10 protein-coding genes are annotated in these 14,082 nt (G+C 43.6%); 6 read left to right on the forward strand and 4 right to left on the reverse strand.

The genetic code is table 11. The features are described from left to right. Window positions 1-9 precede the first annotated feature (9 nt). The gene (locus NBX03_RS04760) at window positions 10-894 is read left to right on the forward strand and encodes a YitT family protein (protein ID WP_250229607.1); all 885 of its coding nucleotides are present in this window, start codon (window positions 10-12) and stop codon (window positions 892-894) included. 771 nt (window positions 895-1,665) lie between these two features. Continuing rightward, the gene (locus NBX03_RS04765; RefSeq protein ID WP_250229608.1) at window positions 1,666-3,789 is read left to right on the forward strand and encodes a methyl-accepting chemotaxis protein; all 2,124 of its coding nucleotides are present in this window, start codon (window positions 1,666-1,668) and stop codon (window positions 3,787-3,789) included. 460 nt (window positions 3,790-4,249) lie between these two features. Here the strand turns inward: NBX03_RS04765 and NBX03_RS04770 are convergent, their stop codons facing one another. Further along, entirely contained in the window at window positions 4,250-4,576 is a 327-nt protein-coding gene (locus NBX03_RS04770) for a hypothetical protein (protein ID WP_323373261.1), read from the reverse strand. 1,318 nt (window positions 4,577-5,894) lie between these two features. Here NBX03_RS04770 and NBX03_RS04775 point away from each other — a divergent pair. Next, on the forward strand, window positions 5,895-6,134 hold the full coding sequence (locus NBX03_RS04775; protein ID WP_250230305.1) for a hypothetical protein: 240 nt from the start codon (window positions 5,895-5,897) through the stop codon (window positions 6,132-6,134). A 383-nt stretch (window positions 6,135-6,517) separates the two neighbouring features. Here the strand turns inward: NBX03_RS04775 and NBX03_RS04780 are convergent, their stop codons facing one another. Continuing rightward, the gene (locus tag NBX03_RS04780; RefSeq protein WP_250229609.1) at window positions 6,518-6,910 is read right to left on the reverse strand and encodes a hypothetical protein; all 393 of its coding nucleotides are present in this window, start codon (window positions 6,908-6,910) and stop codon (window positions 6,518-6,520) included. A gap of 103 nt (window positions 6,911-7,013) precedes the next feature. On the opposite strand from NBX03_RS04780, the gene NBX03_RS04785 reads away from it, so the two are divergent. Beyond that, a complete protein-coding gene (locus NBX03_RS04785) occupies window positions 7,014-8,102 on the forward strand; it encodes a collagen-like domain-containing protein (RefSeq protein ID WP_250229610.1) in 1,089 nt (362 codons plus the stop codon). On the opposite strand, the gene NBX03_RS04790 is transcribed toward NBX03_RS04785, so the two are convergent. Both NBX03_RS04790 and NBX03_RS04795 read right to left on the reverse strand, forming a co-directional pair. Further along, window positions 8,080-8,361: a hypothetical protein gene (locus tag NBX03_RS04790; protein WP_250229611.1), complete on the reverse strand. Its 282-nt coding sequence runs from the start codon at window positions 8,359-8,361 to the stop codon at window positions 8,080-8,082. The genes NBX03_RS04785 and NBX03_RS04790 overlap by 23 nt on opposite strands. Window positions 8,362-9,296: 935 nt before the next feature. After that, complete coding sequence (locus NBX03_RS04795; protein ID WP_250229612.1) at window positions 9,297-11,678, reverse strand: homocysteine S-methyltransferase family protein; 2,382 nt, start codon at window positions 11,676-11,678, stop codon at window positions 9,297-9,299. Window positions 11,679-11,995: 317 nt separating this feature from the next. Here NBX03_RS04795 and NBX03_RS04800 point away from each other — a divergent pair, with 317 nt between their 5' ends. Together NBX03_RS04800 and NBX03_RS04805 are read left to right on the forward strand one after the other, a co-directional pair. Beyond that, complete coding sequence (locus NBX03_RS04800; protein ID WP_250229613.1) at window positions 11,996-12,409, forward strand: DUF6762 family protein; 414 nt, start codon at window positions 11,996-11,998, stop codon at window positions 12,407-12,409. Window positions 12,410-13,027: 618 nt separating this feature from the next. Then, window positions 13,028-13,831, forward strand: a complete 804-nt coding sequence (locus NBX03_RS04805; protein WP_250229614.1) for a M15 family metallopeptidase — start codon at window positions 13,028-13,030, stop codon at window positions 13,829-13,831. Window positions 13,832-14,082: the final 251 nt, after the last annotated feature.

Here is a 14,082-nt window from a genome sequence, read left to right on the forward strand (position 1 = left end):
GGGAATACAATGCTTCAGGAATATTTGAAGGAACATCGTGAAGGAATTAAGGAGTATTTATATATTATTTTTGGAACCGCTCTTGTAGCTATCGGCGTAGTGGTATTTTTTGAACCGCATAATCTTGTTACAGGAGGCGTTACAGGTCTTGCCATCATAATAGCTGATTTGGGAAGAACCATGTACGGCGTTACCATCCCTATTTGGCTTACCAACTTATTTTTTAACATTCCCTTGTTTTTAATGGCCCTCAGGACAAAGGGGAAAAAATTCTTAGCAAGAACTTTTATCACTACGATGCTTCTTACGACTTTTCTTTCCCTGGCAGAGTTTATACCTGTCATATCCGAAGAGTCCGACCTTGTAATATCTACTTTATTTGGGGCGGTTTTTGTAGGGATAGGCATGGGCTTTGTTTTTAGGGCCCAGACGACTACCGGAGGAACAGACATTGCCGCAAGCGTTATCCATAAATATTTCAGACATATCAGTATAGCGAAAATACTTTTCTTTGTTGATGCGATAATAATAACCATCGGCTTTTTTGTATTTGGTATCAGAATTACCATGTACGGTATCATTGCTGTTTATATTACAAGCAGATTTACCGATACCGTTCTTGAAGGTTTCGATTTTGCGAAAGCTGCATTTATTATAAGCGATAAGCATGAAGAAATATCCATGAGAATAATGACCGATACGGAAAGAGGCGCCACAGCCATTCATGCCAAAGGTGTTTATACCCAAAAAGAAAAGGACGTCATACTTGTTGTAATGAACAAAAAGGAAATAATAATGCTTAAAGAGCTTGTAACCTCCGTCGATCCGAGAGCGTTTTTAATAGTTACAGACGTAAGAGAGGTTCTTGGAGAAGGCTTCCAAAGGATTGTTTAATTTGTATTGAGGAAACTGGGCAGCGTTTGAAAGTAAGCAAACCGACGGGAATATAAAATAAACTTTAGTTTATTTTATATTTTATATGAGAAATACAATTTTTGGCTTTAAAGCTGAAAAAGTATTACTTGCAATAAAGTGCTGATTCAAAGAGAAAAAATGCAGAATATTTTGAAGATTTTTGACAAAGTAGCTGTGCTTTATGGCAGGATAGACTAGGATTTTGATTTTTCAAACTTGCCCTAAAAATTCAGGTGCAAGCCATATAAAAGATAGCCTGTAAATCTGTTTTATGGAGAATATTTTTAGAATGCTATAATTTTTATAAAGTAAAATACCCTTGTGAATTTTCACAGGGGTATTTTATTAATGATGAAAAGATGCAACCTTAGAGAATAGAGTGGACATAGGAAAGGACATATGGCGAACTTAGATAATGACAGTTTGAACTTTTCCTAATTCAAATTTTATTAGCACTAACACTGAATTTATGATATGGATTTTTAATTTGAAATGAAGTATGGGCTACTGTAATAGTTCACCTGTAATACAAAAATATTTTACGGGATTGATTAAGATATTTGACACCCAATAGAGTTAAAAAGGGAAAAGAAAGTTCTTATAAATCAGATTTAAGTGAATTTGTAGTATATTTTCCCAAGATTAGCACGAAGAATTGGGCTGTTGAATTTAATATTCAGTAAATTTATAGCGAAAATTTAATTATATCCTTGTAAAACCTTGTTATCTTTTGGAAGTTAAAGTATAATTATGCCTAACGCGATAAAAGAATCGCATTGGTTCTGTATTACAGGGGACGGCAGGTTTATAAAGCAGCAGAAGGGATATGAAAATGCACTGCTGCCGTCAAATGATGACAGTCCAAGTAACCACCATAAAGGAGATTCCATAATGAAGTCTATCCAAAAGAAAATCAGTATTTTCATCATTTCTCTCATTTTTCTTACATCCCTTATGATAGCGGCTCTCAGCCTATGGATTTTTTATCAGAATACAATCACACAGCTTGAAGAAGATACCCAAGCACTTGCCACAGCATACAGCTTAACCATTAAGCAGCAGATACAAGGGTTTAAAGAACAGCTGGAAGTTGCAGCTTCTTTAGAAGGCATTACAAGCGAGAATATCGATGAACGGAATGCCTTGCTTCAGCAGCTTGCAGAAACAACCGGATTTGAATATTTCGCCCTGGCAGATAGCTATGGTCAAACCACCAGAAACAGCGATATTTCCGAGCGTGAATATTTTAAAAAGGCTTTAGAGGGTTCGACCTATATATCCAGCCCCCTTGTGAACAAAGTGGATGGCAGTGTGACCATTATGATGGCTACGCCCATTAGAAACGGCGGGGAATATCAAGGGGTTTTATATGGCGGTATTCTTTATGACGTCTTCAGCCAAGTCATTAATGATATTCGAATCGGAAACGGCGGGTATGCCTTTGTTATCGATAGAACAGGTACAGTTGTTGCACACCCTGACAGCACTTTGGTTGCCGAAATGAAAAATTTCATCGAAATTGCCAAGGAAGACCATTCCTATATCCCTCTGGCCGATGTGCTTAGCCAAATGATAAACGGTGAAAGCAATGTGGACTTTGCAGACTTTGGGGGAGAAGACAGGCTGTATGCCTTTACCCCTGTGGATACCCAAGAGGGTTGGGCGATTTCCGTCTCTGTGCCTATCACTCAAATTACAAGCGGTATTTATCACACCATATTTCTTTGTATAATTGCTGTGGCTATATTGCTTGTTATTGGCATTATATCTGCATTGCAGTTTGCTCGTTCTATTACAAGGCCTATTATTGCAGTTACACAGCGTCTTGAGCTTCTGGCTGAGGGAGACCTGAACTCACAGATCCCTACTGTCAGAGGAAAAGACGAGATGGCTCGCCTATCAACGGCTCTGGGAGCGACGGTAACAGAATTAAATAGCTATATAGGAGATATTTCTTATGTTCTTTCTGCCATGGCAAATAATGATTTTACCGTAACCAGCGCTGTTACATATAAAGGAGAATTTATTCCCATTCAGAAAGCTCTTTATGAGATTTCCAATGCTTTAAAGCAAACGCTCTTAACCATCAGCTCTTCTACGGAGCAGGTGAGCCTTGGCGCCAAGCATGTAGCAAGCGGTGCTCAGGCGCTGGCAACAGGTGCGACCGAACAAGCGGCTTCTATTGAAGAATTAAACAGCCTGATTACAGAGATTGCCGGTCAGGCCAAGGATAATGCAGCAAATGTAAAAATTGCTACAGAATATGTAGATAAGGCGGTTGAAGGCATCTACGCAGGCAACATGCATATGGAGCATCTTACCCAGGCCATGACAGAGATCGGCCAAGCGTCTAATAAGATTGTCAGCATCACCAAAGCTATTGAAGATGTTGCTTTCCAGACGAATATTCTTGCGCTTAACGCCACCATTGAAGCGGCCCGTGCAGGAAGCGCCGGCAAAGGCTTTGCCGTGGTTGCCGATGAAGTGCGCAGCCTTGCCGTTAAATCGGCGCAGGCCGCCAACCAAACTGCAAAACTCATTGGAAGCTCTGTAGAAACCATTGCCAAAGGCACTGAAATAACTGCACAAACAGCCAAGATTCTAAATGAAGCAGGGGAAAGCGCCGCTCAGATTACCGAGAGTTTTTCTAAAATTGAGCAAGCATCTTTCCAACAGACGGCAGGTATTGAGCAGATAAATATAGGGCTTTCCCAAATTTCCTCTGTTGTTCAGACAAATGCTGCCACAGCAGAAGAAAATTCCGCAACCAGTGAGGAGATGTCCGCTCAGGCTGTTACCTTAAACCAAGAACTTAGCAAGTTTAAGCTGGATACAGAGCCTAGGCAAAGCAATTCCTATACTGGACTCTACTAACAGAAACCTTAAAAAGGGTATATAGTAAAGAAACCCTTCGGTTCAACCGAAGGGTTTCTTTATACGATAATATGAGGGTATACCTAAAAGGATATGCCTTCATAAAGGTAGTATCAGCTATTAAGAAAAACCTTGGTAGATTGCCCATTTCCTAAGCTGCATTACAGCCAGAGAGGTACCAAGGAAAGCGGTTCCGCCTGTTGCACTATGGAGGCGAAAGCGGAACCGCAGAACAATTTATTTTATAATTGCCATTAAGAGCAGTTGTCATATTATTTGTACTTAAGATTATATTTCAGACTTGCATTAATTCCTTAAGCGTGATAACAGCTCAGTTCTACTATGGGGAATGATTATCCTTTGGTTTATCTCGCTAAACAGACCACTATATGTCATTATTGCTTCGGGTCCAGTAAGCCCGATAAGTCCAATGGAGCCAGTTATTTAAAAAAATCAATGGTTAGCCCAATAGTATGGCATGTAAATTTGCGCTCGTTTCCGGGCCAAACAAAAGGCTTCCGCCTGTTGCACTGGAGACTGCTAAAGTTAATACATTGCCTGCAGCCAGCGTGACAATAGAACTGTACGAAATAGTCTCGAAATCTGCAGTGATTACGGTAGCTGTTACCAATGACGGCTCTGAAAAGGCACCATTGATTTGAACCCCGAGGGTCAAGCCGAAATCACCTGTTGTAGACTGCAGCAGAACCATAAATCCTACTAAATAGTCTCCTGGAACATCAATAGTGATACTATTTGTTCCCAGCGTTACATCGTTAATTGGCATTGTTTCCGGTATTGCAACTGTCTCTGTGTCACCTGCACCAATTACAATTGTTTGAGCAGCATCATCATATAAACCGCCGAATGCTAAAAATATTTCGGGTCCAGTCGGACCAGTTGGTCCGGTAGGTCCAGTAGGCCCGGTGTCACCCGTCGGTCCAGTAGGTCCGGTGTCACCAGTTGGTCCGGTCGGTCCAGTAGGTCCCGTCGGTCCAGTATCGCCATCAGGTCCTGTTGGTCCGGTGTCGCCTGTCGGTCCAGTGGGTCCAGTGGGCCCTGTCGGTCCAGTATCGCCATCAGGTCCAGTAGGCCCGGTGTCACCATCAGGCCCCGTAGGTCCAGTATCACCCTCAGGTCCGGTAGGCCCCGTAGGTCCGGTTGGTCCGGTGTCGCCTGTCGGTCCAGTGGGTCCAGTGGGCCCTGTCGGTCCAGTATCGCCATCAGGTCCAGTAGGCCCGGTGTCACCATCAGGCCCCGTAGGTCCAGTATCACCATCAGGTCCGGTAGGCCCCGTAGGTCCGGTTGGTCCGGTGTCACCATCAGGCCCCGTAGGTCCAGTATCACCATCAGGTCCGGTAGGCCCCGTAGGTCCGGTCGGTCCGGTGTCACCATCAGGCCCCGTCGGCCCGGTGTCACCTGTTGGTCCAGTAGGCCCAGTGTCACCAGTAGGTCCGGTGTCGCCATCAGGTCCGGTCGGTCCGGTGTCACCTGTTGGTCCCGTAGGCCCGGTGTCACCCGTCGGTCCGGTGTCGCCATCAGGTCCCGTCGGCCCGGTGTCGCCATCAGGTCCGGTAGGTCCGGTGTCACCCGTAGGTCCGGTCGGTCCGGTGTCACCATCAGGCCCCGTCGGCCCGGTGTCACCTGTTGGTCCCGTAGGCCCGGTGTCACCCGTCGGTCCGGTGTCGCCATCAGGACCGGTCGGCCCGGTATCACCTGTTGGTCCCGTAGGCCCGGTGTCACCCGTCGGTCCGGTGTCGCCATCAGGTCCCGTCGGCCCGGTATCACCTGTTGGTCCCGTAGGCCCGGTATCACCCGTCGGACCGGTGTCACCCTCAGGACCGGTAGGACCAGTATCACCCGTGGGTCCCGTAGGCCCGGTGTCACCCGTCGGTCCGGTAGGTCCAGTATCGCCATCAGGCCCGGTCGGCCCGGTGTCACCCGTCGGTCCGGTGTCGCCATCAGGTCCGGTCGGCCCGGTGTCACCATCAGGTCCCGTAGGCCCGGTATCACCTGTTGGTCCCGTAGGCCCGGTATCACCCGTCGGTCCGGTGTCGCCATCAGGTCCTGTAGGCCCGGTGTCACCCGTCGGTCCGGTAGGTCCGGTGTCACCATCAGGTCCGGTAGGCCCGGTGTCACCCTCAGGACCTGTCGGCCCAGTGTCACCCGTAGGTCCCGTAGGACCAGTATCACCCTCAGGACCGGTAGGCCCAGTGTCACCCGTGGGTCCCATAGGCCCAGTGTCACCTGTTGGTCCCGTAGGTCCAGTGGGCCCCGTAGGACCGGGAGTGATATCATCTTCTATGACAACCAATGTTGCTTTTAGTGGTGTGTTGGCAGAATAATAAACAATAGCAGTACTGGAATTCACAAGGGAAAGTGTTACTGGGGCCGCAGCAACCTCAATAATACCGAAGCCAACTACTTCCCCTGTTTTAGCAGGCGTGTTTCCTTCCAGAAGATCGCCCTGAGAAGAAGAAAGGGAGAACACGATTCCGTTGCTTGAGGATGACGATTGTGTCGCGACCCACCAATCCAGTTTATACCGTCCAGGTTCATCAAAGGTAATGAAACCGGTTGCAGGATTGTAGCTGATATTGCCGTTGGAATACACGACAGAATCAAACACCACATTTGCATTGACATCTACAGATCCTGCGGAAGCTCGTTCTATTTGAAGTGCAATATTACTCATCATAACCTCCTAACCATTCTTGAACATGGTATTTTAAGGCATTATTTGCCTGATTACAAGATTTGCAAGCACCGGCGTTAACCCATAATTCACAGTGGCACCGGTATTGTTACTAAGAGTTAAAACGGCCGGTACTGCTGCAACGGTAATAAATGCGGATCCCATGAGCTGCCCTGTTACAATAGGCGAAGCTCCGGAAACTATGGCAATTCCATCCAGTACAATTTCAAAACTTACATAGGTGGAAGCTTGTGCTCCGTCGGTGCTAATCCACCATAATACATCGTAGTTCCCGGCTTGTGTAATGGTGAATTCTCCGGTTGCCGGGTTATAGGTGATGTCAGGCGCTTGGTCATTGATAACGGTATCGAATAGTACATTATCGCCATCATCAACTGTGGTAACCGTTCCTGAAGTTAACTGCACCTGAATTCCGGATAAAGCTCCTACGGGTCCTGTCGGTCCAGTATCACCAGTCGGCCCGGTAGCACCCTCAGGTCCTGTAGGTCCTTCGGGTCCCGTAGGCCCAGTGTCACCAGTAGGTCCAGTAGGTCCAGTATCACCAGTAGGTCCAGTATCACCCGTCGGTCCAGTGTCACCAGTAGGTCCAGTATCACCAGTCGGTCCGGTAGCACCCTCAGGTCCAGTAGGTCCAGTATCGCCAGTCGGCCCTGTAGGTCCTTCGGGTCCCGTAGGCCCAGTGTCACCAGTAGGTCCGGTAGCACCCTCAGATCCCGTCGGTCCAGTATCACCAGTCGGCCCTGTAGGTCCCTCAGGTCCCGTAGGTCCAGTGTCACCAGTGGGTCCAGTCGGTCCAGTATCACCAGTCGGTCCTGTAGCACCTTCAGGTCCAGTCGGACCAGTGTCACCAGTCGGTCCAATCGGTCCTTCAGGTCCCGTAGGCCCAGTGTCACCAGTCGGTCCTGTAGGTCCCGTAGGCCCAGTGTCACCAGTCGGTCCTGTAGGTCCCTCAGGTCCCGTAGGCCCAGTGTCACCAGTCGGTCCAGTCGGTCCAGTATCACCAGTCGGTCCGGTAGCACCCTCAGGTCCTGTAGGTCCAGTATCACCAGTCGGTCCAGTGGGTCCTGTAGGACCGGTAGGGGTAGTGTCTTCGATTGTTACAATTGCAGAGCCTTCAGTCACAGTAATATCCAGTGTTGTGGATTGGAAGATTAAATTCTCACCAAATCCTACAGTGGCTGTTCCTACGGGACCAATTACGTTAAAAAGAGTTTCTCCTGCATCAAAAGCTCCAGTCGGTCCAGTGGGTCCCGTCGGTCCGGTAGGTCCGGTAGCGCCGTCGGCACCGGCAGGTCCAGTCGGTCCGGTAGGTCCAGTGGGTCCGGTAGCACCATCGGCACCGGTAGGTCCGGTAGGTCCAGTAGGTCCCGTAGCGCCGTCAGCGCCGGCAGGTCCGGTAGGTCCCGTAGCGCCAGCAGCACCAGCGGGTCCGATAGGTCCGGTAGGTCCCGTAGCGCCGTCAGCACCCGCAGGTCCAGTGGGTCCCGTAGCGCCGTCAGCACCGGCAGGTCCAGTGGGTCCCGTAGCGCCAGCAGCACCAGCGGGTCCGGTCGGTCCCGCAGGTCCAGTGGGTCCTATAGCTCCAGCAGGTCCTTGAGGTCCGGTAGGCCCTTGAGCACCTTGAGGTCCGACAGGTCCTTGAGGTCCGGTAGGCCCTTGAGCACCTTGAGGTCCGACAGGTCCTTGAGGTCCGGTAGGCCCTTGAGCACCTTGAGGTCCGACAGGTCCTTGAGGTCCGGTAGGTCCTTGAGCACCTTGAGGTCCGACAGGTCCTTGAGGTCCGGTAGGCCCTTGAGCACCTTGAGGTCCGACAGGTCCTTGAGGTCCGGTAGGCCCTTGAGCACCTTGAGGTCCAACAGGCCCCTGAGGGCCGGTCGGTCCAGTAGGTCCTACATTGCATGAGACGTTGCATCTTGAACAGCAGTTATTTAGATACCAGCTGGTATCATTGTGACGGTAAATATCGCCGCAATTAGGATTATTAGATCTCATATGGCTATATTCCTTTCTTATATACTAAAATCGTGTGTACAGACTATATATTCTATTTTAATAAGTAATATTGATGTATCTAGATATTCTGATATAAATTGATATTTTAATATAGGGGAGCCTTGATATACTATATGAATCTTAATGATTATTAGTTCAAAAGGAGGAATTGAAATTAAAGTAAATGACTGAAACTTTACAGAGAAACCATTAACTTTTTTTGCAATGTTAATTTATATTTTTCTTGAAGAGTATTTTCAATGGAGTCTACATAATCCCATATTATTTTGAATATAAAAAAGATAGGATTTAATAGTTCCATATGCTAATTTAACTTCTATAATGGTCTTCCCATAGTTCTGATAAAATGGAAATATAAAATAAACAGAAGCTCAGTTCACGAGATTATAGTGCCTTAGGTCTTATATTAAAATAAGTGGGAGTGTGCTCTAAAGAATTTATTAGAGCTCAGAAATATGTTATCTTTAGGAAGGGATGTATGTTTAAATCGTAAAAAGTGAATCTTAGGGTTTTACTTAGTTGTAATCTTCCAGCATTCTGACAAAAAATAAAGGATTGAATATATCCTTTCATTATATTCAATCCTTTATCTTATATGATCTATTCCATTGGAAAAGGCAGCTTGAAATGTAAAAAAACACTTGCTAGTAATAAAATGATAGTTATTTAATAAATAAGCCATAGCTTTTAAGTCCGTTCGGTACGGACAGAAGCTATGGCTTTAAAAATACACTTTATAAGTAAAACAAGGATAGGGTATTAAAATGAAGTTCTAAAATTATTTTCCGAATATTTCTTTTGCTATGGGAATTGCACTTAAAGCATCTTTCGCATAGAAATCGGCATTTATCATTTTAGCATAGTCTTCGTTCAGTACGGCTCCGCCTACCATGATTTTGCACTGGGGCATTACTTCTTTAACTTTTTCTATGGTTTTTTCCATATTTACTACGGTTGTTGTCATTAATGCACTTAATCCTACAAGCTTAATATCATTTTCAACGACACTTGAAACCACCGTTTCTATAGGAACGTCTTTGCCTAAATCTATAATTTCGTAGCCGTAGTTTTCAAGGATTGCCTTAACGATGTTTTTGCCGATGTCGTGGCTGTCGCCGAAAACTGTGGCAAGAACTATTTTGCCTTTAAGCTCTGTTTTCTTTCCCTGCTTATCCATATGCTCTTTTATGGCGTCAAAGGAGCGTTTTGCGCTTTCAGCGCTCATAATAAGCTGGGGAAGAAACATTTTTCCCGTTTCAAAATTAGAGCCTACATAATCAAGGGCAGTAACAATATGAGAATTTATGATGTCAAAAGGCTCCGTTGTTTCCAGAAGCTTCTTTGTTTCGATGTAGGCGATATCTTTAAGACCTTTCACTACGCATTCTTCTAAGGGGGAAAAAGATACCGATGCTTTCCTGCTTGTATTTTTAACAGTATCGGTTACAATCGCTTTATCGGAATAGCAGCTTATATATTCACGGCAGTTTTCGTCAAGGCCCGCAAATATTTTATAAGCTCTGTAGGTGCCCATCATAAGGTCGGAAAGAGGGTTTATAATACACAAATCAAGGCCTGCTTGAAGAGCCAATGCAAAAAAGGTAGAATTTACCGATTGCCTGTTGGGGATTCCGAAGGATACGTTTGAAACTCCAAGGATGGTTTTTACATTTAATCCTTGTTTAATGTTTCTTAATGCAGTAAGGGTCTCTATAGCTTCTTTCTGCTGAGCGCTTACGGTTAAGGTAAGAGGGTCTATCACAATGTTTTTACGTTTAATCCCGTATTCTTCGGCGGTGTCTATTATTTTTTTAGCGACGTCATAGCGTGCTTCAGCAGTTTCAGGAATGCCGTTTTCATCGATTACGAGGCCTATCACCACACCGCCGTATTTTTTTACCAGAGGGAATATTTTTTCCATGGATTCTTTCTTCCCTGATACGGAATTTATAAGGGGCTTGCCGTTATACACACGAAGGGCGGCTTCTATAACCTCGGGGGTTGAAGAGTCTATTTGTAAAGGAAGGTCGGATATTGCCTGAATAGCCTTTACAGAATCGACGATATATTCAACTTCATTTATTTCGGGAAGACCCATATTGACGTCGAGAATATGAGCGCCGGCCTCCTTCTGGTCAATAGCTTCTTGCAAAATCATATCCATATCTTTATTGATGAGGGCTTCTTTTAACTTTTTCTTACCGGTGGGGTTTATTCTTTCACCTATAATAAGGGGTTCTCTGCCAAGTAAAAGATGACGGCTTCCGCTGCTTATGAAGGTATATTCTTTTTCCGAAAGGGAAACGGGAGTGAGGAGCTTACATTTTTCAACGGTTTTTTGAATGTATTCAGGGGTGGTTCCGCAGCAGCCGCCTAATATGAGGGCGCCTTCCATACACATTCTTTTCATGCTTTCGGAGAATTCTTCCGCATCAAGGTCGTATACGGTTTTTCCGTTTACTGATTTGGGAAGGCCTGCGTTTGGCTGAATCATGACGGGAATAGAGCTGTATTTCAATATTTCCTTTACCATAGGCTCTATTTGCTTCGGGCCAAGGCCGCAGTTTATGCCCAAAGCGTCTACACCTAAGCCTTCGAGAAGGGATACCATGGTTAAAACATCGCCCCCTGTAAGCGTCTTTTGATTTTCATCAAAGGTCATCGTACAGAATATAGGCAGGTTGGTATTTTCTTTTATTGCAAGAATAGCGGCCTTTGCTTCATAAGTATCGGAGAAGGTTTCAAGAATGACAAGGTCTGCACCGTATTTTTCGCCGAGAATGGCGGTTTCTTTAAAAATTTCATAGGCATCTGAAAATTCCAAATCCCCAAGGGGCTTTAGAAGCTTTCCGCTTGGGCCCATATCAAGAGCAATGTAAACTTCCTTTTTGCTTTTTAATACGGCAGCTTTTGCATTTATTATGGCCCGGGAAATGATTTGTTCCAGGTTTCCGAATTTATGGCTGTATGCGCCGAAGGTATTTGTGCTGATGATATCGGAACCGGCTTCTATATATTTTTCATGAATATCAGTGATGATCTGAGGGTTTGATATGTTTAATATTTCAGGGGGAACGGTAAAATTATGCTTTTGTATCATGGAACCCATGGCACCGTCAAAAAACAAAATTTCTTTTCCTATTTTTCTTTGCAGACTCATATATTAGCTCCTTAAACGATATTAAAAATCATTTTACAGCTTAATGTAAATAAATTCAATAGAAATTCAGAATCAATCTATAAAAATGATTAATAAAGCACAATATAAAGCATATCCTGCTTTAATCGGCTCATAGGCTAAAAAGGGTCAAAGAGAATAGTAATTGACGTTTTCTGCCTTAAGCTATATAATTTATTACAGTAGAATTTTTATAAAATGATTTTAAGTTTGTAAACAGCTCTATAAAAGCAGGCATGCTGCGACTGTTTTTAAAGGCTGTTTATCACATATGATTATTAAAAATCGGGAGTGTATTAATGGAGGATACAGTAATAGTAATTATGCTTAAAAATCCGGAAACGGGTTTTTTGGAAAGCGAAATAGGAAGCTATAAAATAGCTGATGATGATGAGCTGATATATAATATTTTTGCAGTTGAAGAAAATGGTAGTGTAAAAACCCATATAAAGCTTACAATAGATAAAGAAATAGAAGATTGGGAATACTCAGCCATATTCGACTATTACGATACAGAGATATTCGAAGCAATCGGCGTAAGCGCCCAGGAAGATGACAACGGTTATGACCCCATGTGGGAGATCGTGTTTGATTTTGATGATAATATTGCTGTAATGGAGGAAAGAATATCCAATATTCTTAAAATGCATAAATCGGAGCTTTCAGACGTTTATGCGGCCATAAAAGACTTGAAGGAAGAGTATACCGATTGATTTTATTGAAATTCATAAAAGAAGAAACAGCTTGCCCTTTATTTTAATATCTTATAGTAGGCTGAAAAGCTTTAAAGGGTTTCGTTGCCTGTTTTTCCTCCAACAGTTTTCTAAGCGAAAACATTACGGGTTGAACCTTTGCCGGATATTTCCGGTGAGACTTTCGGAAAATCTTTTGATTTTCCGAAAGTTCTATAATAAGTCTTTCGGCCTTTGATGCTATACTTAATACCCTGTAAGCAATATCTCATGCGCTGATGCCTGTTTTGACAGGCTTTTTTTATGCTTATTTTTATGAATAAAAGATGAAAATGATATATAGCAAATTTGCTTTTCTACCGCAGTAAGGAACGGGCTCTAAGAAGGCATAAAATCAAGGAAAAGCAAATTTACAGCGCTGCTGTTTTACTTTTATTCGAGTATAAGCTTAAGCCCATAAATAGTTTTAGGCTGCGCTTCCTTATGTTAATAAAAAGGCTTTTATCTTTATTAATCATATAAAAGAAGCATAAATTTTGGCATTCTTAAAGTTTATCCATTATATCCGAATAAATAAGTATATTTAAGCAAGAATAAAAATAGAATATAGATTGGTTTATTGAATCTTAAGGAGCAGTTATGAATAAAGAAAATAAGTTTAAGCTTCCAAGGGCTTTTGCTTTCATTGCAGTATTTATTTTTATGGCGGAAACGGCATATGGTAAAGACTTTAAAATCGAAGGATTAGAAACTGCATTATGGCTTCAAAAAGAGCCTTTTTGGGATATAGATTATATAAAAGAAGAAAAAGACAGTTCTCAGGAAGATAGAAGTTTTTATTTGACCCTTGTCAACAGAGAAAATGTTTTAGATAAGTCTTTCGGACCTGAAAAAACCATGGTAATATCCGACTATATTAAGCACACAAAATCCCCTATAGTAATTGAAGAAGAAGCGGGGCAAAAGCTTATTCTTATGTTTGATGCAATGAAAGAAGACGGATTTAAGAATATAGCCGTTGTAAGCGGATACAGAAGCTATGAATATCAGGAAGATCTCCATAAAAAGCAAGTAAAAAAACATAAAAAATATCCGAAGGACGAAGCTATCCGAAGGGCGTCAAAGATTGTTGCGCCTGCCGGCTGCAGCGAGCATCAGACAGGGCTTGCGGTAGATGTTTCAACAAGTGCCGTAGGGTACGAATTAAATGAAGCCTTTGAAGAAACTGAGGACTATAGATGGTTAAGGGAAAACTCTTATAAATTCGGCTATATCGTTCGTTATACAAAGGAAAAAAGGCATATTACAGGGGTAATATATGAGCCGTGGCACCTTAGATACGTAGGAGAAGAAGCGGCAAAGGAAATCGTTGAAAAGAGCCTTTGCTTTGAGGAATACTGCGAGATGCTTAACGGCAAAGATTTAATACCGAATAATCAGTAATCGGGCCTTATAAAAGAAAATTTAAGGTCCGGTTATTCTTTTTTGTACTGATAGTAAATTTAAAGTGAAACAGGAACAAAACCGTATATTCACTTAGGCTTAAAAATATATCGTTTCCTGCGGAAATCCGTGTTTTGGGTCTGTAGTGAATAAGTTTTTGTTGCTTCTTTAGAAGAAATTTACTATTAAATCAGAATGAAGCAATGCTCTTGTTCATTTGCTTTTATTTTATTTTAGAACTACCGAAGATG

It is taken from the genome of Anaeropeptidivorans aminofermentans (assembly GCF_940670685.1).
In the GTDB taxonomy this organism is placed as follows: domain Bacteria; phylum Bacillota; class Clostridia; order Lachnospirales; family UBA5962; genus Anaeropeptidivorans; species Anaeropeptidivorans aminofermentans.

Bases quoted from the DNA above. Each gene is read 5' to 3' on its own strand.
- NBX03_RS04770 (WP_323373261.1), bottom strand. From the start codon at position 4,576: ATGCCAATTAACGATGTAACGCTGGGAACAAATAGTATCACTATTGAT.
- NBX03_RS04805 (WP_250229614.1), top strand. From the start codon at position 13,028: ATGAATAAAGAAAATAAGTTTAAGCTTCCAAGGGCTTTTGCTTTCATT.
- NBX03_RS04800 (WP_250229613.1), top strand. From the start codon at position 11,996: ATGGAGGATACAGTAATAGTAATTATGCTTAAAAATCCGGAAACGGGT.
- NBX03_RS04765 (WP_250229608.1), top strand. From the start codon at position 1,666: ATGCCTAACGCGATAAAAGAATCGCATTGGTTCTGTATTACAGGGGAC.
- NBX03_RS04760 (WP_250229607.1), top strand. From the start codon at position 10: ATGCTTCAGGAATATTTGAAGGAACATCGTGAAGGAATTAAGGAGTAT.
- NBX03_RS04795 (WP_250229612.1), bottom strand. From the start codon at position 11,678: ATGAGTCTGCAAAGAAAAATAGGAAAAGAAATTTTGTTTTTTGACGGT.